At 41.8% G+C, this 20,600-nt stretch carries 18 protein-coding genes; 7 read left to right on the top strand and 11 right to left on the bottom strand.

Translation table 11 applies throughout. From position 1 onward, the window contains the following. The first annotated feature begins 9 nt into the window (after positions 1-9). From AAFH98_RS13830 to AAFH98_RS13805, 6 genes are all read left to right on the top strand, one after another. Positions 10-1,554, top strand: coding sequence for an alpha-N-arabinofuranosidase (locus tag AAFH98_RS13830; RefSeq protein ID WP_342523365.1), 1,545 nt, complete (start codon positions 10-12; stop codon positions 1,552-1,554). Positions 1,555-1,615: 61 nt separating this feature from the next. Continuing rightward, entirely contained in the window at positions 1,616-2,320 is a 705-nt protein-coding gene (locus AAFH98_RS13825; RefSeq protein ID WP_342523364.1) for an NUDIX hydrolase, read from the top strand. Positions 2,321-2,452: 132 nt separating this feature from the next. Continuing rightward, positions 2,453-4,141 carry a ribulokinase gene (locus tag AAFH98_RS13820; protein ID WP_342523363.1) on the top strand — a complete coding sequence of 563 codons (1,689 nt, stop codon included), beginning with the start codon at positions 2,453-2,455 and terminating at the stop codon, positions 4,139-4,141. Positions 4,142-4,156: 15 nt separating this feature from the next. Further along, positions 4,157-4,861: an L-ribulose-5-phosphate 4-epimerase gene (locus AAFH98_RS13815; protein WP_342523362.1), complete on the top strand. Its 705-nt coding sequence runs from the start codon at positions 4,157-4,159 to the stop codon at positions 4,859-4,861. Positions 4,862-4,891: 30 nt separating this feature from the next. Next, positions 4,892-6,292, top strand: a complete 1,401-nt coding sequence (locus AAFH98_RS13810; RefSeq protein WP_342523361.1) for an L-fucose/L-arabinose isomerase family protein — start codon at positions 4,892-4,894, stop codon at positions 6,290-6,292. 126 nt (positions 6,293-6,418) lie between these two features. Beyond that, positions 6,419-8,167 carry a sodium:solute symporter gene (locus tag AAFH98_RS13805; protein WP_342523360.1) on the top strand — a complete coding sequence of 583 codons (1,749 nt, stop codon included), beginning with the start codon at positions 6,419-6,421 and terminating at the stop codon, positions 8,165-8,167. A gap of 90 nt (positions 8,168-8,257) precedes the next feature. On the opposite strand, the gene AAFH98_RS13800 is transcribed toward AAFH98_RS13805, so the two are convergent. From AAFH98_RS13800 to AAFH98_RS13790, 3 genes are all read right to left on the bottom strand, one after another. After that, entirely contained in the window at positions 8,258-8,926 is a 669-nt protein-coding gene (locus tag AAFH98_RS13800) for an HAD family hydrolase (RefSeq protein WP_342523359.1), read from the bottom strand. Between the two features lie 116 nt (positions 8,927-9,042). After that, the gene (locus tag AAFH98_RS13795) at positions 9,043-10,125 is read right to left on the bottom strand and encodes an arabinan endo-1,5-alpha-L-arabinosidase (protein WP_342523358.1); all 1,083 of its coding nucleotides are present in this window, start codon (positions 10,123-10,125) and stop codon (positions 9,043-9,045) included. A 45-nt stretch (positions 10,126-10,170) separates the two neighbouring features. Continuing rightward, positions 10,171-11,181, bottom strand: a complete 1,011-nt coding sequence (locus AAFH98_RS13790; RefSeq protein ID WP_342523357.1) for an arabinan endo-1,5-alpha-L-arabinosidase — start codon at positions 11,179-11,181, stop codon at positions 10,171-10,173. Positions 11,182-11,335: 154 nt separating this feature from the next. On the opposite strand from AAFH98_RS13790, the gene AAFH98_RS13785 reads away from it, so the two are divergent. Continuing rightward, positions 11,336-12,817: a hypothetical protein gene (locus tag AAFH98_RS13785; RefSeq protein WP_342523356.1), complete on the top strand. Its 1,482-nt coding sequence runs from the start codon at positions 11,336-11,338 to the stop codon at positions 12,815-12,817. 9 nt (positions 12,818-12,826) lie between these two features. Here the strand turns inward: AAFH98_RS13785 and AAFH98_RS13780 are convergent, their stop codons facing one another. The 8 genes from AAFH98_RS13780 to AAFH98_RS13745 all read right to left on the bottom strand — a co-directional run bounded on the left by AAFH98_RS13780 (position 12,827) and on the right by AAFH98_RS13745 (position 20,577). Next, entirely contained in the window at positions 12,827-13,621 is a 795-nt protein-coding gene (locus AAFH98_RS13780) for a purine-nucleoside phosphorylase (protein ID WP_342523355.1), read from the bottom strand. Continuing rightward, a complete protein-coding gene (locus AAFH98_RS13775; protein WP_342523354.1) occupies positions 13,618-14,412 on the bottom strand; it encodes an MBL fold metallo-hydrolase in 795 nt (264 codons plus the stop codon). The genes AAFH98_RS13780 and AAFH98_RS13775 overlap by 4 nt, the downstream gene beginning before the upstream one ends. A gap of 1 nt (position 14,413) precedes the next feature. Beyond that, positions 14,414-15,400: a PhoH family protein gene (locus AAFH98_RS13770; RefSeq protein ID WP_407935513.1), complete on the bottom strand. Its 987-nt coding sequence runs from the start codon at positions 15,398-15,400 to the stop codon at positions 14,414-14,416. A 122-nt stretch (positions 15,401-15,522) separates the two neighbouring features. Further along, positions 15,523-16,209 (bottom strand): ribulose-phosphate 3-epimerase, encoded by a 687-nt coding sequence (gene rpe / locus AAFH98_RS13765; protein ID WP_342523352.1) that lies wholly within the window; start codon positions 16,207-16,209, stop codon positions 15,523-15,525. 5 nt (positions 16,210-16,214) lie between these two features. Beyond that, the gene (locus tag AAFH98_RS13760; protein WP_342523351.1) at positions 16,215-17,033 is read right to left on the bottom strand and encodes a PASTA domain-containing protein; all 819 of its coding nucleotides are present in this window, start codon (positions 17,031-17,033) and stop codon (positions 16,215-16,217) included. 30 nt (positions 17,034-17,063) lie between these two features. Further along, the gene (locus AAFH98_RS13755) at positions 17,064-17,933 is read right to left on the bottom strand and encodes a DUF5683 domain-containing protein (RefSeq protein WP_342523350.1); all 870 of its coding nucleotides are present in this window, start codon (positions 17,931-17,933) and stop codon (positions 17,064-17,066) included. A 190-nt stretch (positions 17,934-18,123) separates the two neighbouring features. Beyond that, positions 18,124-19,227: a type IX secretion system outer membrane channel protein PorV gene (porV, locus tag AAFH98_RS13750; RefSeq protein WP_342523349.1), complete on the bottom strand. Its 1,104-nt coding sequence runs from the start codon at positions 19,225-19,227 to the stop codon at positions 18,124-18,126. Positions 19,228-19,395: 168 nt separating this feature from the next. Further along, positions 19,396-20,577 carry an acetyl-CoA C-acyltransferase gene (locus tag AAFH98_RS13745; protein ID WP_342523348.1) on the bottom strand — a complete coding sequence of 394 codons (1,182 nt, stop codon included), beginning with the start codon at positions 20,575-20,577 and terminating at the stop codon, positions 19,396-19,398. Positions 20,578-20,600: the final 23 nt, after the last annotated feature.

Here is a 20,600-nt window from a genome sequence, read left to right as displayed (position 1 = left end):
TCATTTCGTATGAAGAAAATAATATTGACGCCGTTAATGGTTTTATTGCTGGGTTGTTTTGCAGCTACAGCACAGAATAGTATGGTTATTACGGCCGATCAGCCGCAAAGCACCATCAGTGAACATATTTATGGGCAGTTTTCTGAGCACTTGGGAACCGGCGTATATGGCGGACTCTGGGTGGGGGAGAATTCTGATATTCCTAATACCGATGGTTTTCGCAATGATGTCATTCAAGCATTGAAAGAGTTAGAGGTTCCCAACGTACGATGGCCGGGTGGTTGTTTTGCCGATGAGTACCACTGGAGAGATGGCATAGGTCCGCGTGATGAGCGCCCCGTTCGCATTAATACACACTGGGGAATGGTAGAAGAAAAGAACCAGGTAGGAACACACGAATTTATGCGTCTGACCGAATTGATTGATACGGAACCGTATATCTCGGCGAACGTGGGAAGTGGAACGCCCAAAGAGATGGCTAACTGGATTGAATATATGACTTACGATGGCAATAGCACCCTTGCCAATTTGCGGCGCGAAAATGGTCAGGACGAAGCCTGGGAAGTGAAATTCTGGGGTATTGGTAACGAAAGTTGGGGCTGCGGTGGAAATATGCAGGCCGATTATTATGCAGATTTGTATCGCCGATACGCAACCTTTGCCAAAAATTATAGCGGCAATGAACTCTTTAAAATTGCCAGTGGTTTTTCTGATGATAGGTATCAATGGACCGAAACAGTTGTAGAGGAGGCCGGCAACCAAATGGATGCGATTTCGCTGCATTATTATACCTTGCCAACCGGTAATTGGCAGAAAAAAGGTCCCTCAAAAGACTTTGGTGAAGACATGTATTTTTCTACCCTCAAAGAGGGACTTGTTATGGATAAATATGTAAAGCAGCACTCCAATCGTATGGATAAATATGATCCCGAAAAGCGTATTACCCTGGCTGTTGATGAATGGGGTGTTTGGACCGATCCTATTGAAGGTAGTAATCCCGGATTTTTACAGCAACAGAATTCTATTCGTGATGCATTGGTAGCTTCAACGACACTTGATATCCTTAATAAGCACAGCGATCGCGTTCGTATTGCAAATATAGCACAGACTGTAAATGTGTTACAGGCGATGATTCTTACCGAAGGGAAACAGATGATTAAAACCCCAACCTACCATGTATTTGATTTTTACACAGTGCATCATAATACTAAGCTTTTACCGCTGCATTTAGATGCCGGTACTTATGAATATAAGGGGGAAAATATTCCAGCCGTTAGCGCTACCGCTTCAAAAAGTGATGATGGAACAGTAAACCTTACCGTTTCAAATTTACATGCATCCGAAACACAAGAAGTAACAGCTGATATTCGGGGTGCAGATTTATCATCGGTAAATGATGCTCGTATTCTTACGGGCGATGCTGTGGATGCTATTAATACCTTTGATAATCCCGATAACGTATCACCGCAAAGTTATACCGATTACGAGCTCAAAGGAGGCGAGTTGACGTTGCAGATTCCCTCAAAATCTGTTATCGTCTTACGCATTCAGTAAAAATAAGAGTAGCAAGGCGTTGCAGGAATACGCCTGCAGCGCTACAATTAAGCGTTTTACCATGGAAAATTATTATAAAGATCACGACCGAATACTTGTAGCACTCGATTGTATTATTTTTGGCTTTGATCGCAATGGGTTAAAGCTGTTACTGATCAAGAGGGATTTTGAGCCAGAAAAGGGAAAGTGGTCGCTTATGGGCGGGTTCTTAAACCGGGAGGAAAGTCTTGATGAGGCTGCCGACCGTATCCTCCATAAACTAACAGGGCTTGAAAATGTGTATCTCGAACAACTTTATGGATTTGGTGAAGTAGACCGTGACCCCGTTGAACGAACCGTCTCCATTGCTTACTACGCGCTAATCAATATCCATCAACACGATAAGGAATTGATGGACAAATACAGTGCTCGCTGGTTCCCGATTGACGATTTGCCTGACCTCATTTTTGATCACAATCAAATGGTTGAAGCTGCCAAGTCGCGCCTTAAATACCGGGCTTCTCACGAACCGGTTGGCTTTGAACTACTTCCCGAGAAATTTACGATGCCCGAGCTGCAGATATTATACGAGGGCATTTATGAAACAGAGCTCGATAAACGGAACTTTCGCAGACGTATTTTATCTATGAATATTTTGACCAAAACGGATGAAAAACAAAAAAAATATTCTAAGAAGGGAGCTTATCTCTACAAGTTCAATGAGGACAAATATGAAGAGAAAGTTGAAAAGGGAGATAGCCTTACCTTTAAGCCCATAAAATTGTAACAAAAATTTGAATTCTGATAAACTATGTGGATTATTAGGCCTAAAATTTTAAAGTGTTTTTTTTACAATTAATAATGTTATTGGTCTCTTAATCCAAGCATTTTTGAAGTAATTAAAAAGAAATATAATAGAATGAGTGCTCAAAACAATTGTGTAATTGGTATTGACTACGGTACAGATTCGGTACGTTCAGTGTTGGTTGATACCGAAGGAAATAAGCTTTCAGAATCTGTGCATCAGTATTCGCGCTGGAAAGATAAGAAGTATTGTCAGCCTACTGAAAATCAGTTTCGTCACCATCCACTTGATTACCTTGAAGGATTGGAGAATACACTATCCAACGTATTACAAAATGTTGATGATGAAATTGCAGCCAATGTTAAAGGTATTGCCGTTGATACGACTGGATCTACGCCGGTTGCAGTAGATAAAACTGGTACGCCGCTGGCGTTTAAGGATGAATATGCAGAGAATCCCAATGCAATGTTTATCCTGTGGAAAGATCATACAGCGGTTAAAGAAGCCGAAGAAATTACCGATTTAGCTCGTTCGTGGGATGGACCTGATTACACAAAATATGTGGGCGGTATTTATTCTTCAGAATGGTTTTGGGCTAAGATTCTACACACTATCCGTAACGATCAGCAGATTCGTGATGCGGCCTATTCTTGGGTAGAGCTTTGCGACTGGGTTCCCTATGAGCTTACTGGAGGGGACGATGTGCATCAGATGAAAAGAAGCCGTTGTGCTGCCGGACACAAGGCAATGTGGCATGAAGAATTTGATGGATTGCCGAGCAAAGAATATCTGTCTACGTTAGATCCTGAGCTTGCTGATCTTCGAGACCGACTGTTTACCGATACCTTCACCTCGGATCAGCCGGCGGGAACACTATCAAAAAAATGGGCCCAAAAGCTTGGTTTGTCGGAAGATGTTGTTGTTTCGGTGGGAGCATTTGATGCACATATGGGTGCTGTTGGCGGAGAAATTGAACCTTACTACTTGAGCCGTGTAATGGGTACTTCCACCTGTGATATTTTAGTTGCTCCCTATGATGATGTGCAAGACAATCTTGTAAAGGGTATTTGTGGACAAGTTGATGGTTCAGTTATTCCGGGTATGGTTGGACTTGAGGCTGGGCAGTCCTCGTTTGGGGATGTTTATGCTTGGTTCAGGGATGTAATTCTTGAGCCTTTTGCTCAAGTAATTGATGAGTCTGATTTACTTTCGGATGATCAGAAACGGAAATTGATTGATGAAGCAGAAGATAAATTGATTCCAAAGTTATCGAAAGCTGCAGCTGAGGTCGAAGAAGTTGATACAGGTATTGTGGCTCTTGATTGGCTTAATGGTCGACGTACGCCCGATGCTAATCAGCTTTTGAAAGGAGCTATTGAGGGCTTGGATCTTGGCAGTGATGCCGGACGAATTTTTAAAGCTCTTGTGGAAGCTACTTGTTTTGGTGCCAAGGCTATTGTCGAGCGGTTCCGGGATGAAGGAATCCCTATAGAAGGAATTATTGGCCTGGGCGGTGTTGCAAAAAAATCTCCATATGTAATGCAAACGCTGGCTAATGTACTTGATATGCCGATTAAAATTGCCAAATCAGATCAAGTTTGTGCAACTGGTGCGGCTATGTTTGCAGCTACAGCTGCGGATTTATTTTCTGATGTAAGCGAAGCCAAGGATGTCATGGGTAATGGGTTTGGAACAATTTATGAACCTAATCCCGATAAAACTGAACAGTACCAGAGGTTGTACCATCAGTACCAATCGCTGGGAGAGGCCATAGAGAAACGAATCGAAGATAAGACTAATTAACAGGGTTTTAAGAATATGAGTGAATTTCAAGATTTAAAGAAAGTTGCCTATCGCAGTAATATGCGTCTGCCAGAGCTGGGTTTGGTGCTTTTTACGTTTGGAAATGCCAGTGCTGCAGACCATGAGCGAGAAGTTTTTGCGATAAAGCCGAGTGGGGTGCCTTACGATGAGTTAAATGTGGATGATATTGTGATTGTTGATTTTGACGGTAATGTGGTGGAGGGAGAAATGCGCCCTTCTTCAGATACGGACACACATGCCGTTTTGTATAAACATTGGGGAAATATTGGTGGAATTGTCCATACACATTCGACTTACGGTACGGCCTGGGCTCAGGCACAAAAAGATATCCCGATTATGGGTACTACGCATGCCGACCATTTAACGGATGATATTCCGTGTGCACCACCGATGAGTGATGAGATGATTCAAGGGGATTATGAAGAGCAAACCGGTCATCAAATTATTAATGCACTGGACAATCGCGGATTGTCGTATGAAGAAGTAGAGATGATTTTGGTTGGGAATCATGCCCCGTTTACATGGGGCCAGACGGCTGAAAAAGCTGTTTATAACAGTGCGGTGCTTGAGGAAGTGGCAAAAATGGCATACTTGGCACGACAAATAAATCCCGAAGCCCCACGGCTGAAAGATACACTTATCAAAAAGCACTGGGATCGCAAACATGGCGATGATGCTTACTACGGACAAGAAAATTAATTAACACTTAAATTTTAGAGTTATCTACAAATGATTGAACAGCGAAAACCACGAATCGGCCTTTTGGGTATCATGCAGGAATTATACGATGATGATATTCCGGGTATCACAGAACATCAGGAAAAATATGCACAAGAGGTTTGTGAACAACTCAGCGATGTAGCAGAGTGGGATTTTCCCGGTGCTGCCCGAAATCGTGAAGATATTGAAGAGATTCTTGGAGATTTTAATCACAAAAACTTGGACGGGGTGATGATCGTTATGCTTACCTACGGGCCGGCAATGCGAACTGTTCGCGCGTTGCAGAAGAATAATCTCCCTTTGTTATTAGCGAATATTCAACCTGTATCCGAAGTCACAACCGACTGGGATATGGATGACCTAACCTATAACCAGGGTATTCATGGTGCACAAGATATGGCAAATGCCATTTTGCGAACCTGTGGTGACAATTTCGAAGTGATTTCTGCTGATTGGAAAAGCGATGAGTTTGAAGATTATGTTGGAGATTGGGCTCATGCAGCGCAGGCGGCCTCTGAATTAAGACAGATGAAGATCGCTTCTATTGGGAAAATGCACGGTATGGGAGATACGCTTTCTGATGAGGCAGCATTTACCCGCATCATTGGTCCCGAAGTTAACCGAGAATATATGGGGCAAGTATTTCGAAATATGGAATCGGTCTCCAAAGAAGAAGTTGAAAGCCAAATGGCTATAGAAAGAGATCGTTTTGATGTCGATGATGATATGCCTGATGAAAACTTTCGTTATGCTGTGCGCATGTATTTGGGCTTTAAGAAGTTTTTAGAAGATGGAAACTATCGAGGCTTTTCAGCCCATTTTGATACCTTCAAAGGGGATGGACGTTTTGAACAGATCAATATGCTTGCGGCCTCGAATTTGATGGCTGAAGGCTATGGTTATGCCGCTGAAGGAGATACCAATACGGCCAGTATGGTCGCAGCGGGTCATATCCTCGATGAGGATGCCCATTTTACTGAAATGTATGCCATGGATTTTAAGCGTGAATCGATGCTTATGAGTCACATGGGGGAAGGAAATTGGAAGGTTGCCCGTAAAGATGAACCTGTTCGTTTGGCCAACCGGGAGTTGGGAATCGGAGACTTGAATAATCCCCCAACAACGGTATTTCGCGTGGAACCGGGTCCTGCAACGATTGTTTCGTTAGTCCATATCGAGGGAGAAGAATTTCGATTAGTGACAGCACAGGGTGAGGTATTAGATTCTAAAAAATATCCTACGATAGAAATGCCGTATTTCCATTTTAAACCGGATTCAGGATTGCGTGCCTGCAACGATGCTTGGCTTAAAGCTGGTGGAACTCATCATCAAACACTGTTGATGGGTGATCAGCGCCAAAAATGGCAAATGCTCTGTAACATTCTCGATATCGAATATCTTGAGGTTTAATGATTTACCCTGACCACATGGTGGGAGGTATAATGCTGTAGTTGACTGTATACTTTGAACGGTCAATACTTTTGTGGATTGGGATACAAATAAAATACTAACAAAAATCATCTACATAGGAGTTTTATGGGAACATTAGCAGCAATTGATTGGATTGTTATTGGGCTGTATTTCTTGCTGATTGCGGGATTGGCCTGGTGGGTAATAAATCAAAAAACAGACACAACAACCGATTATTTTCTTGCCGGTCGGCATTTGGGGTGGATTATTGTTGGTACCTCAATATTTGCTTCAAACATTGGTTCTGAGCATCTGGTGGGGCTTACCGGAACGGGGGCTACTGATGGTGTAGCAATGGCACATTACGAGCTGCATGCCTGGTGTTTGTTGATTTTAGGATGGGTGATGTTGCCATTCTATATTCGCTCACGTGTTTTTACGATGCCTGAATTCCTCGAAAAACGGTTTTCACCCATGGCTCGGACGGTGCTCTCGGGAGTGTCATTATTGGCATACGTACTTACTAAGATTGCAGTAGGTATTTTTGCCGGCGGTATTGTATTCAGTGTTTTGATGCCTGAACTTTCTTTTATGGGGATGAATAGTTTTTGGCTCGGTTCGGTGCTTGTTATTGTATTTACTGGGTTATATACGGTGCTGGGTGGGCTTCGTGCCGTAGCTTACACCGAGGCCGTGCAAACCCTGGTACTTATTTTTGGGTCGGTTATGGTACTGTATTACGGCTTGGACGCAATTGGTGGTTGGAGTCGTCTTGTTGAAGTTGCAGGACCTGAAATGTTTGACCTCTGGAAACCAATCGTCCCTGAAGGGACTGAGGCTACGTGGGCTCCTGTGATGGGAGAGGATCAAATGGCATGGTATTTTAACAGCAACTATCCTTGGTTGGGTATGTTGTTTGCTGCTCCTATTGTAGGTTTATGGTACTGGACTACCGATCAATATATCGTTCAGAGAGCTTTAGGTGCGCCGAATGAAAAGGAAGGTCGTCGAGGAACTATTGCGGCTGCTTTCTTGAAATTGCTGCCCGTATTTTTATTTATCATCCCCGGGATTATTGCTTTTGCATTGGCAAAATCTGGGGATTTAGCGATTATGCAGCAAGAGTTGCTAAATGAGCAGGGAGAGATTATTAATCAAAATGCCCAAGCTTCCTTTCCGTTATTAGTGGCTCATATTTTACCTGTAGGCATCCGTGGTATCGTTGTCGCAGGACTATTAGCTGCTTTGATGAGTTCATTAGCCGGTGTATTTAATGCCTCGTCAACACTTTTTACCATGGACTTTTATAGCAAATTTAAACCCGAAGCATCCGAAGAGCATCTTGTATGGATGGGACGTCTTGCTACGGTTGTCATGGTTGTTATTGGCTTACTTTGGATACCGGTGATTCAAGGAAGTCGCGGATTATATGATTACTTGCAAGGTGTACAGGCGTATTTGGCACCGCCTATATTTGTGGTCTTTTTCTTTGGAATCTTTTTCAAAAGACTCAATAAGCAAGGGGCATTATGGGCACTGTTTGTAGGATTATTTCTGGGACTATTCAGATTGGCTATAGACACACCCGTAATGTTGGGAGATATGTCTTATGCCGAAGGGTCATTCTTTTGGATTGTCAATAATATCTTCTTCCAATATTATAGCCTGTTTATTTTCTTAACCTGCATTGCAGTAATGTTTGGTGTAAGTTATGCAACAGAACCTCCAAAATATGAGAAAATATCTGGATTGACTTACGGTACACTTACCGAAGAAGATAAACGTAAATCTCGTGAGAGTTGGAACTGGGTAGATGTAACACTATCTGTATTACTGGTAGTCGTAATTGGATTTATCTACATCTATTTCAGTTAGAGAGAGTGGAAATATTTATAAATAGAAAGGTCCGTCGAAAATATCGACGGACCTTTTTTATTAGAAAAGACGCTCTAAGTGAGGGGGTAATTATTTTTTCAGAGAATAAATTAATTCAGTGGTTTGTTGAACGGTAAGGTCAACAAAGTTATTAATGGTCATCGCACAGGGAGATAACTCTTCATTTGTATGGGTTGTCAGTACACCTACTACCTCTGCTCCGGCTTTGCGACCTGCTGCTACCCCCGAAACGGAATCCTCAAAAACAATACAGTTAGTAGGTTTTTTATTTAGGTGATCAGCAGCCTTTAAATAAACCTCAGGATCAGGTTTACCGGTGGTAACGTGTGAAGAATCCAAGATAGCATCAAAATAATGGGCTATAGAGAGTCCAGACAGAATATAATCGGCGTTTTCGCCGGGTGCTGATGTTGCAACAGCCATTGGGATATTGTTGTTTTTTAACTCATCCAAAAAGCTATGAATACCTTCAACAATGTGATCTTCTGGTGCAAACATATCACGAAACATCTGCTCCTTCTCATCTGCGAGTTCTTGGAGTTTTTTATCACTGATTTTTCCAAAAAGTTCAGGTATCCATTCTTTATTTGTACGACCGTATAATCGGTTTTCAAGAAAAGTTTTGGATACATCCTGATTATGTTTTTTACAAAATATTTGGATGGCTTTTTTATGAGCAGGATTGCTATCAACAATTACACCATCCATGTCAAAAATTACTCCAGGTGTGTTAGCCATTTTATTTAGATTGGTATATATATTCGCTTTTTGAGATAAATTTTAAGGAAGTACAACTTCAAAGCATCGGAATCCATTCCGTGTTAATAAGAGAATCCAGATAAAATAGTAAATGGTTAAAGTGAAATTTCGGGCCAGTTGTTATCCCAATTTATTTGACGGATGATTAGCTTGGCTTTTCCTTCATCAGATTTGTCATAGCCATGAAAAATAAGGTAATCAGTACCATTAAAGGTGTAAGCAGCTTGATGTCCTACCGCAGCCCAGTTTTCATCCTCTTTGGCAATAAGTGTTCCTCCACCATGAATTAATTTTTCACCAGATTTATCCAAGTATGGACCAGTAATATTTTTGGATCGGCCTACTTTAATTTTATACGAGCTATTAAGGCCACGGCAACAACGATCCATAGAAACAAAGAGGTAATAGTAGTCGTTCTTTTTAAAGATAAATGGAGCTTCTACGGCACCATTTTCCATATTTTTATTTGCTTCGAGCAAATCTTCAGAGTACAATTTTTCATAGTTCAACTCGGGATTAGCTGCATCGCCTGCATCGCGTTCATCTACCTTCCAATGACGATGTCGAGCAGCAATAGTGTGCCATTCTTGCTTTTGTGGTGCTTCGACAACTTCGGTAAGGGTATCCTTTAGTTTTACTATTTTTAATCCCATCCAAAAAGAGCCAAATGATAGCCATGGTGTGCCCTCATCGTCAAATGCCAGGTTAGGATCAATGGCATTCCACATATCACGCCCTGGCACTGATTGTACAACAATACCTTGGTCCACCCATTCAAAGTCAGGAGACTCGGGATTTAGGGTCTTATTTGTGGCAACTCCAATTGCTGAATTATTGCGACCAAATTGAGAAACTGAATAATAAAGGTAAAAAGTGCCGTTGTGTTCAGCGATATCAGGGGCCCAAATCACATTGTCGAAATTAGGGACAAGTTCCAGACTCCACTCTGGGGCGGAATCGAAAACAGGGTCTTCGGGTTGCCAGTTCTTCATATCTGGAGAAGACCAAACAGCTATACCCTTGCCGGTTCCAAAGGCGTAATACGTGCCGTCATCCTCGATCATAACCGGATCATGAATAGGAATTTGATCTCGATCTGACTGGGCTTGAGTCGGTTCTATCGTTAAACTGATTAGTGCAGCAAAGCTTAGTACAAAAACAATTAGTAAGCGTTTCATGGCAATGTATTGTTAGTGTTTAAGGATACATATTTTAGAATATTGTTATAGCGAAATAGTTGGCCAGCCATCATCCCAAGAAATTTCCTTGATGATAAGTTTGGCATTGCCCTCATCCGAATTATCATAGCCGTGAAAAACCAGGTAGTCGGTGCCGTCGAACGTATAAGCGGCATTATGTCCTACAGCGGCCCATTGCTCATTACCTTTAGCTACCAAGGTTCCACCGCCGTGTGTCATTTTGCGATTAGCTCGATCGCGATATGGACCGGTGATATTACGGGATCGTCCCACTACAATTTTATAGGTACTTTCTTTGCCAGAGCAGCACTGATCCCAAGATACAAACAGGTAATAATATCCATCTTTCTTGAAAATAAATGGGGCTTCTATATCTCCATTGGAACTATTCCCCGCATCACGCTCATCTAATTTCCAGTAACGATGCCGGGATGCTATGGTTTGCCAAGATTCAAAAGCAGGGGCAGTTTCTGTGAGGTTATCTTGGAGTTGAACGGTCTTAATTCCCAACCAATACGAACCAAAGGTAAGCCACGGATTGCCTTTCTTATCGAAGGTTAGATTAGGGTCAATGGCATTCCACATATCGCGACCAGGTACAGATCGTACAACTATGCCCCGATCTTTCCATTCAAAACCGGGGGCATCCGGATCAAGTGTTTTATTAGTGGCTACGCCGATGGCAGAATTGTTGGTGCCAAATCGAGAAACGGAGTAGTAGAGGTAGTAGGTATCGTTATACTCAACAATATCTGGTGCCCAAATGTGATTCCTAAAATTGGGGTGTGTTTCTGTAGTCCAATTAGGGGCATTTTTGAAAACCGGTTTCTCACGTGTCCAATCCTCCAGATTGTTGGATGATTGCACGGAAATCCCCCGACCCGTACTGAACAGATAGTACGTACCATTCTCTTCAATCATTACCGGATCATGCACATGGGTACTTTGTGATTGGGCGGTATTAGGAATAAAGAAGTTAATTACAAATGTGAGAGAAAACAGAATAATCCATCGTACTGATAAATACGAATTCATAGGCATTATGGTCACAAATGGAATATGCAAAGTGTTTAAAATACACTTATTAATAGGCATTTATTGTTATTTTTGCAAGCAGTTAATTTTTGTTGGAATGTGCAGGGGATAATAGCTGTTGCTAAGCTCAAGACAGTTTGAATAATTTTACTTTATGAAAAACATCAACAGCAAACGAGTTTTTAAGCGAAATGAGAAAGAACCGCATCCTGATGGGGATTATGTGCTATATTGGATGCAGATCAATCGTCGATTTCAGTATAATTATGCTTTGGAATATGCAGTGGGTTGGGCTAACAAGTTGGGGAAGCCGTTGCTTATTTATGAAGGGTTGAAAAGTGACTACCCGTGGGCGTCAGATCGTTTCCATCACTTTCTGATGGAAGGAATGCAGGAAAATAGGGCGATTGCAAAAGAAAAAGACTTAAATTATTACTCTTATGTTGAAGATGGATCTGGTACTGGCAGTGAGCTTTTTTATGAGTTAGCGGATAAGGCCTGTACCATTATTTCGGATGAGTTTCCGGTATATATTATTCGAAAGCATAACGAAAAAGTCGCCCCCAAATTAGAGGTCCCCTATGTCACGGTAGATACAAATGGGATTATCCCATTAGGATTAACGGATAAAGCGCCTTACAATGCCTATTTTTTCCGGAAGATTATGCAGCGTAATTTTGTGGAGGGTTTTACGCATCCGCCGAAGAAAGATCCGTTGGATGATTTAGAAAATGAAAATACTATTTCTTTTGATGATGAGTTTTTGACGAAATACCCACCGGCAGATGAAAAACTTGAAGACCGTGAATCATTTATCAGCTCATTGCCTATTAATCATGAAGTTGGCAAGATTGATTTGCAGGGGACACGTCAGGCAGCGCTTGATAAGTTGGAAGAATTCATTCAATGTAGACTTTCAAAATATGATAAGCATCGCAACGATCCTGATATCAATGCGACCAGTGGACTCAGCCCATGGTTGCATTTTGGTAAAATATCAGAATACGAAATAGTGGATGCCGTACTTGACCATCAGCCTAAGGGGTGGGATTTGGATAGTATAACCTTTAATAAAGGATCTACGGGTGGTTTTTTTAATGGAGACCCTAACATTGACGCTTTTTTAGACGAAGTTATTACATGGCGGGAGGTTGGTTTTCATTTCGCGCATCACGAATCGGAATATGATCAGTACGATTCTCTGCCGGATTGGGCGCTTAAAACGTTGGAAAAACACAAGGAAGATCCCCGGGAATATGTCTATGAGTTGGAGGAATTTGCCCAATCACAAACGCATGATGAAATCTGGAATGCCGCGCAGACGCAGCTCAGAGAGGAAGGAGAAATGCATAATTACCTGCGGATGCTTTGGGGTAAAAAAGTGCTTGAATGGACGCCCAATCCTGAAATTGCGTTGGCCTATCTGATTGAGCTAAATAATCGTTATGCAATCGATGGCCGCGATCCCAATAGTTATTCGGGTATTTTCTGGATTTTCGGTCGTTTTGATCGCGCTTGGCAAGAGCGTCCTATATATGGCAAGGTACGCTATATGACCAGCGACAGCACACGGAAAAAGTTGAAGCTAAAAAAATACTTAGAGAAGTATGGAAACCAGCAAACACTGGATGTATAGATCAGCTGCCTAAAGCTTTTGAATTAAAGCTGTAACCAATTTTGCAAAATCATCTTTACGGGCATCGGCGGCTTTTTTTACTTCTTTGTGATCCAGTTTATCGCCGGTTACACCGGTAGACATATTAGTGATCAATGAGATTGCGGCACTTTTAAGATCTAATCGAGCAGCCTCAAAAAGTTCAGTGGCAGTAGACATCCCAACTGCATCAGCTCCCATTTTTCGGAAAGAACGAATTTCGGCTTTGGTCTCATAATTGGGGCCAGTAACGTACATATAGTTACCCTGTTGGGTTACTAATCCTAATTCAGCGGCAATTTTCCGTACTTTTGGGACCCATTGGTGATGATTGTATCGATGCCGCTTGTTGCCACGTGGGGAGATTGACAAATTACTGCGAATAACGCTTTCGATAACCATAAGGTCACCTACCGAAAAAGAAGTATTGATAGCTCCGGCGGCATTCGAAACAATAAGCTTTTTGGCCCCAAGATAATTGGCGATATAAACCGGAGTGGCTGTTTCATCAAACGAAAACCCCTCATAGTGATGAAAACGACCCGAAAAAGCCATCACATTATTTCCATTAACTTCTCCAAAAATGAGTTCTCCAGCGTGTCCTTCTACCGAGGAAACCGGCATACCAGGGATGTTATGGTAGGGAAGGGGAGAAGGATTTTTAATCTGATCTGCAAAACCACCCAACCCAGAACCTAAAATAATGGCAGCTTCGATGGAGTCGGGCAATACCTGTTCGTCCAAATAGCTGAAAATATCGCCTGTAAATTCAGGATATGCCATCATACAATAGATTCAATTTTATAGCCTTGTTGTTCGTCGTGGTCGGTGAGATTAAATAGGGGATGATGCGAATCGTGGTAACCCATTACCGTGTAACCTTCTTCGTAAGCCTTTTTTGTTAGCTCTTTGCGGATTTTCATACTCTGATCGGCATCAAAGTCGTATTTTGCTGCAAACTTTCGATTTACTTCTCCTCGTGTAGCTAATACATCACCAGCCATCAGATATTTTTGACTACCATCATCAAAAAGTAAGACTTGCGAGAACTCAGTATGACCACCAATTTTTTTAACGGTTATTTCAGGATAGGGTTGGTCTTCGTCATCCAGAAATTGCAGATTTGCTTTAGCATCTAAAAAGTGAGCAAAAGCGGTCTTTTCCTCATCGTAATATTCCTCTTGGCCCATAACTTTTTCCCATCCTTTTTTCGAAACCCATACATTGGCCTCAGGAAAGGTGAGTTCCCAATATCCGGATGAACGTCCGGCTAGTCCGCCAATGTGATCGTAATGCAGATGGCTGGCAAAAACATCAGTAATATCGTATTCGGTCAGATCGTGTTCAGCAAGATTTTTTTTAATGATATCTGTGTTCGTATCTTCGCCAAAGTCACCAATTCCTACATCGAAAAGAATATTTTTATCACCGGACTGAATCAAAAATGGATTCAAAGAAATTTTAAGAGCTCCTTTGGCAGGAGGGTCTTCTCGATCTATCCGATTAAATTTTTTATCTAATCCAACGCTAAAGGTGCCTTCGTAAAGGGGATGGGCCGTTAGTTGCTTGGTTGCCATCTTATGATTTTTTGTTCTTTTTATTCTCGTACTTATCGTAAGCTTCGATAATATCGCGCACTAATTTATGACGAACTACATCGTTTTCATCCAGGTAAACAAACGAAATGCCATCGATATCTTTTAGGATTTTTTGAATAGAAATAAGTCCCGACTTTTGTTTGTGAGGTAGATCAGTTTGGGTGATATCACCAGTAATAATGGCTTTGCTGTTAAATCCAATACGTGTTAAAAACATTTTCATCTGCATATTGGTTGTATTTTGAGCTTCATCCAATATGACAAATGCGTTGTTGAGCGTACGTCCACGCATATAGGCCAACGGGGCAATTTCGATACTGTTTTTTGCCAGATGCATCTCCAGTCGATCATACTCAATCATATCTTCAAGTGCATCGTAGAGTGGACGCAGGTAGGGATCAATTTTTTCGCGCAAGTCACCCGGTAAAAACCCAAGTGTTTCACCAGCTTCAACAGCGGGACGGGCAAGTACGATCTTTTTTACTTTTCGTTCTTTTAGTGCCTTCACCGCCAAGGCTACTGACGTATAGGTTTTTCCTGTTCCGGCCGGACCAATGGTAAACACAATATCATTTGCAGCAGCTGCTTTCAGGATCTGTTTTTGTCCTGGTGTTTTAGCAGTAATTGCTTCTCCGGTATGCGTGTTTAGGATAAAATCACCAGTGACACGTGTATCACGTAGGGGATTTGGTCTTTTGGGTTTGCTGTCACTTTGCTTCAAGGCCAGAACAGTTTCAACATCGCTATCGGTAAGATCATCATTACGGAGGGCCATCTGTTCCAGCTCAGTGAAGATTTCAAGCAGTTCCTTACAATCTTCACCCGGCCCAGAAATCTTAATAGAACTTCCGCGAGCAGTTATTTTAGATTCAGGATACGCTTGATCGATCTTTTTAAGATGTTCATCCTGAAACCCTAAAATAAGTACGGGTTCAACATCTTTTATTTCATACGTTTCTTCGCTGATAGTGGATTGATCTGCGATAAATGGCCTCAAATTTAATTACAAATGTGAATCGAAAAATAAAGAAATTGTATGAATTTATTGTAAATATTAAATCATGAAGGAACGCTTTCGGCTGTGTTTTACTAAACCACCATTCCTTTGCCCACTTTTGCTTTCTCGATGAGGTTTTCTATTCGTTTAGGGACATTTTTGGCTTTAAAAACAGCACTGCCTGCAACCAATACATCGGCACCACTTTGCGTAACTTTTTGGATATTATCGAGGTTAACCCCACCGTCAACTTCTATTAAAAATCCGGCCCCGTGTTCATCACGCATAGCATTTAACTGTTGCAAACGTTGATACGTATGTTCGATGAATGACTGTCCACCAAAACCAGGGTTCACACTCATTAAAAGAATAAGATCTACGTCATTAATCACCGGTTCGATGGTTTGCAGAGAGGTTCCTGGATTGATGGCGACCCCGGCTGTTATGCCGTGGCTGTGGATATTTTGGATGGTACGATGCAGGTGTGGACATGCTTCTTGGTGAACTGTAATCTGATCAGCTCCGGCATCCACAAAATGTTCAATGTATTGATCCGGGTTTTCAATCATCAGGTGTACGTCCAGAAAGGCATTAGTACAACTTCCGGCCGCTTCTACAAATTTTGGTCCATAGCTGACATTTGGCACAAAGTGTCCATCCATGATATCACAGTGGAGCCACTGTATGTCAACCTTATTACATTTTTCAATCTCATTACCCAGTTGGGTGTAATCGGATGCTAAAATGGATGGTGCTAAAATGGGAAGTGTAAAATTCATTTTCATTAATTATTGGTTGTATCTGGAGCCGAAACATTGGAAGTATCAATAACAGCTCCTGATTCTAATTCTTCTTTTGCCTCGTATCGTTCAGAAACAATCAGTTTTAGTGTTTCCCCCTCTTTTACTTCTTGTCGCTGAGGTTGATAATTAATAATCACGTTGGGATCATATTCTTTGCTTGGTTGGAACCGGATTTCTCCAATGCGAAGCCCCGCTTGCTGTAGCTTCTGCTGGGCTTCAGAAAGTCGTAATCCTTGAATGTCAGGGATCTTAACCATCTTTTCGCCCAGGCCATCCCCAACAGCTAAGTCTATAACCGTTCCTTTAGGTACTGTTTTATTGGGATCCACAGATTGCCGCACTACATTTTTAAATCGGGAAGAAATATGGCTAATGGTTCCCACGCGCAAGCCATAGTTTTCGAGTTGTACCCGTGCATTACGAAGTGATAGATCAACCACACGCGGAACTTCGACGGTGGGGTTTGATTCGGTATTAACAGTGAGGTATACCTTGCGATTGGGCTTAACCAATTCGGCGGCAGCAGGCATCTGATCAATTACATAATCAGCGGGATAGGCCGTATTAGATCGGCGTTCCGCCACTTCATATCGAAGTCCATACGAGGCAAGTTGTTCTTGGGCTTCTTCCAGCGAAACTTGTGTAATATCGGGTACGGTAACGCCTTCGTTATAATTGGTATAGGCTGGCATAATAATGAAATCGAGCAGCACTAAAAATAGAGCTCCTGTCATAATGAGTCCGCCCAGACTCATATAAAATATCTTGTTGGTAAGTAGTATTTTTAATTTTGACCACATGTGCTAAAAATATGATTCTTTGGCTATTTCTTAAAAGTGAAATTTAAATAAAAATGCGCGGTGTATATTTAAGAGATTAGTATCAGCCTCTAACTTCCTGTTTTTTAGTTTTACCGTTAAATAAGCATCAAATGCTGATACAATATGGTTTAATATCATAAATGAGACCATGTTCCCAGCTAACCGATAGGTGTCATTGTAATCCTGGGCTAATTGGGCGCCCAAAAGAAAGTTTTTCGGCATGTTGCTGCCATCCCACTGAAGTTGATATTGAGCAGTAAAATCATTCCAGCCGGGTCCATATTGATAGTATTTGCTAATCAATTCATAATATTGTTGGGACCCATACTTTGGCATGACGTGAGAGAAATTGTTTCCGATATGCTCTGGATATACAAACGGTGTATTTTGTTCTACATTGCGCAGTAACTCGATATCGATTTTATTCCAGTCGCTGTCTGGTTGGTAGTTAGCATTAATATTTTCAACTTCTTGTTCCAGTTCGTCAATATAACTGTTGGACAAATTATTTTGTTCGTGATATTCTACCAACCATTTGGCATAGTTTATGACGCTCCAGTTGTTGTTGGCAAAACGCTCATATCGCTGCTCCTCCAAGCGAGCATCATGGGAGCTTTTCAAGTAGATACCAATCATAGCTGCTTCGGCAAGGAAGTACAATCCGGCTCGTATCCACTTTTTGTTGGCGGCTTGCCCACTTCCCGGCACTATTGCTGAACTGAGTAAGGCCCAGCCGGGTTTTTGCTGCAATGGTTCATAAAAGCGATCGGATTGGGCATAATTTATTTGAGGCTTTAGCTTATCAATATCGATATCCTGTTTATTTTGTTTGGATTGAACATGAGAAGCACCCCCAAGAATCCCCAGAAAAACAAACAAAGTGATGCTCTTTTTAATCATTATTTAGGATATCGAAGTCAAAAGTTAGCCCAAAATGAAAGTAAAATTCCCGGACACAACGTTTTGCCCTATACCAAAAACAAAAGCATGCTTATTAACAGCATGCCTTTTACTTATACAAGTGAATAATGTTTTTAATGCCCATTAAATTAACGCTGGTTTGCCCGCATTAGAAGTTCAAGAGCAAACCAAAACGGGTTGTATTGGCAAGAGGGTGATTTTCATCCCCAAGGGTATTTATATAACTGAAATCTACACCCAGAAATTTGTAACGAATACCTGCGCCCAAGGTCATATATTGGCGGTCTCCGTTGTTAGGGTCTTCATAGTAGTATCCGCCACGAATAGCGAAAAGATCATTGTACCAGTATTCAGTTCCTACCGCATACATCAGCTGTTGTGGAAGGGAAAGGGTTACTTCTCCAGTTCCGGTATTACGTGTAAAGCTGTCCCAGGATGAAAACAGGGAGTTCATTACCCCGTTGGGATTTCCTTCAGAGTCAAGCCGGGCCATTACTTTAGAAATATCATTTGCAATGGTGAGCTTGTGGATACCGTCGTTATCAAGCTTTGTATTTAAAGCCCATCCAAGTCGAAAAATAGTAGGCAGAGGATCTTTTTGGGCGTTGTCGGTGTAATGGACCCCGGGACCAATGTTAGAAATATTTAGCCCAGCGTTAAAATTAGCTTCTTTACCAATAACGGTGAATGGGTTTGATTTGTATAATCCTGAGAGATCAACTCCGACACTTGATCCCGGATTGATACTTTGTCCACTTACACTACCATCAGCCAGACTACTATAAATAAAACGAAAACCGGTACCCAGCGACCAGTTTTGGTTGAGTTTTAACCCATACGATAAGCCAATTGCAAATTCATAACTTTTAAAACGATCTTGTTCCAGGCCGGTTTCATCGGTGCGTAACTGTTCGCCCAGATTGAGATAGGTAATATGTCCACCAAATGTACCGATATCTTTCACGTGATATTTTCCAACTAAATAGTCATAAAATAGGTCGGCATTAAACTGCGGAAGCCATTCACTGTGGGTGATACTTACTTGGTTACCTTTTTGAAAAGCCAGTCCCGCTGGGTTCCAGAATACTGCTGATGCATTATCGGCAATGGCAACACCAGTATTACCCATACCTGCCGCCCGGGAATCAGGTTCAATTTGTAAAAAAGGAACGGAAGTAATACCAACCTGAGCATGTGATAGCCCTGCTGAAACGATTAGAAGGGCAAAAAGAGATAATGCTTTCTTAATCATAATAAAAAAATTAAAATAGAACTACATTTAGCGCCTTATCAAGTTATTTAACGAGTTGTCGATTAGAAAAACGCTCTTTTACTATCTTGATATAAAGTTATCAGAATATATGAAAAATAAAAAAGCAGGATGAAATTGTTCACCCTGCTTTCGGTTTTTCAAAATATTTTAATTTAAACGTTCTATGACCATTGCCGAAGCTCCGCCGCCACCGTTACAGATTCCGGCACAACCGAATTGTCCGTTAGTTCGGCGTAAGGCATGTAGTAAGGTTACCATAATACGAGCACCGGAACATCCGATAGGGTGCCCGATACTAACGGCCCCACCATGAATATTTACCTTTTCAGGATCAAGTTCTAAAATTTGCTCGTTGGCAAGGGATACTACCGAAAATGCCTCATTTATTTCAAAAAGATCAATTTCATCTTTATCAAGCTTTGCTCGTTTCATCGCCTTTGGCATTGCATCGGCAGGTGCCGTCGTAAACCATTCTGGTTTTTTGGCTGCACTTGCTTGACTTACAATGCGGGCAAGTGGCGTTAATCCCAATTCCTTAGCTTTTTCTTCACTCATCAAAAGTACTGCAGCGGCCCCGTCATTAATGCTGCTGGCATTTGCGGGAGTAACGGTTCCATCTTTTTCAAAAACGGGGTTCAGCTTGGGAACTTTATCATAGTTGATTCGCTTCAGCTCCTCATCCATTTTCACTTTGGATACATTGCCTTTACGGTCTTTGACTTTCATTTCGATGATTTCATCATCAAAGTACCCTTCTTCATGAGCTTTAATTGCCCGTTTGTACGAAGTGATAGCAAATTTATCTTGTTGTTCACGGCTGATATTGCATTCACGCGCACAGATTTCAGCCGCATTTCCCATGTGGAAATCGTTGTAGACATCCCAAAGACCATCGCGTATGATTCCATCCTGCGCCTCGGCATGTCCCAGTTTAGACCCAAAGCGATGTTTACTTAGATAATAGGGGACATTGCTCATGCTTTCCATTCCACCAGCAACCATAACATCAGCTTCTTCGAGCTGAATTTGGTTTGCTGCGACCATAATTGCTTTCATACCCGAGGCACAAACTTTATTGATGGCGGTGGCTGGTGTAAGCTCCGAAAGTCCTGCTTTAAGAGCGGCTTGACGTGCTGGGGCCTGGCCAACACCAGCTGTGAGCACATTGCCGAATACTACTTCTTGAATTTGCTCTGGTTTAATGCCCGATGATTTCATCAGTTCGGTGATTGTTGCGGCACCTAATTCAGGAGCTGAAAAAGATGATAAGCTTCCTCCAAAAGAACCCACGGGGGTCCGCTTTGCATCAACAATTACAACATTACGCATAACAATAATCTGTTTTAGAAGTT

Source organism: Fodinibius sp. Rm-B-1B1-1, from assembly GCF_038594945.1.
Taxonomy (GTDB): Bacteria; Bacteroidota; Rhodothermia; order Balneolales; family Balneolaceae; genus Fodinibius; species Fodinibius alkaliphilus.
The sequence above is the reverse complement of the archived record's forward strand: the minus strand, read 5'-3'. Positions and strand labels throughout refer to the sequence as shown.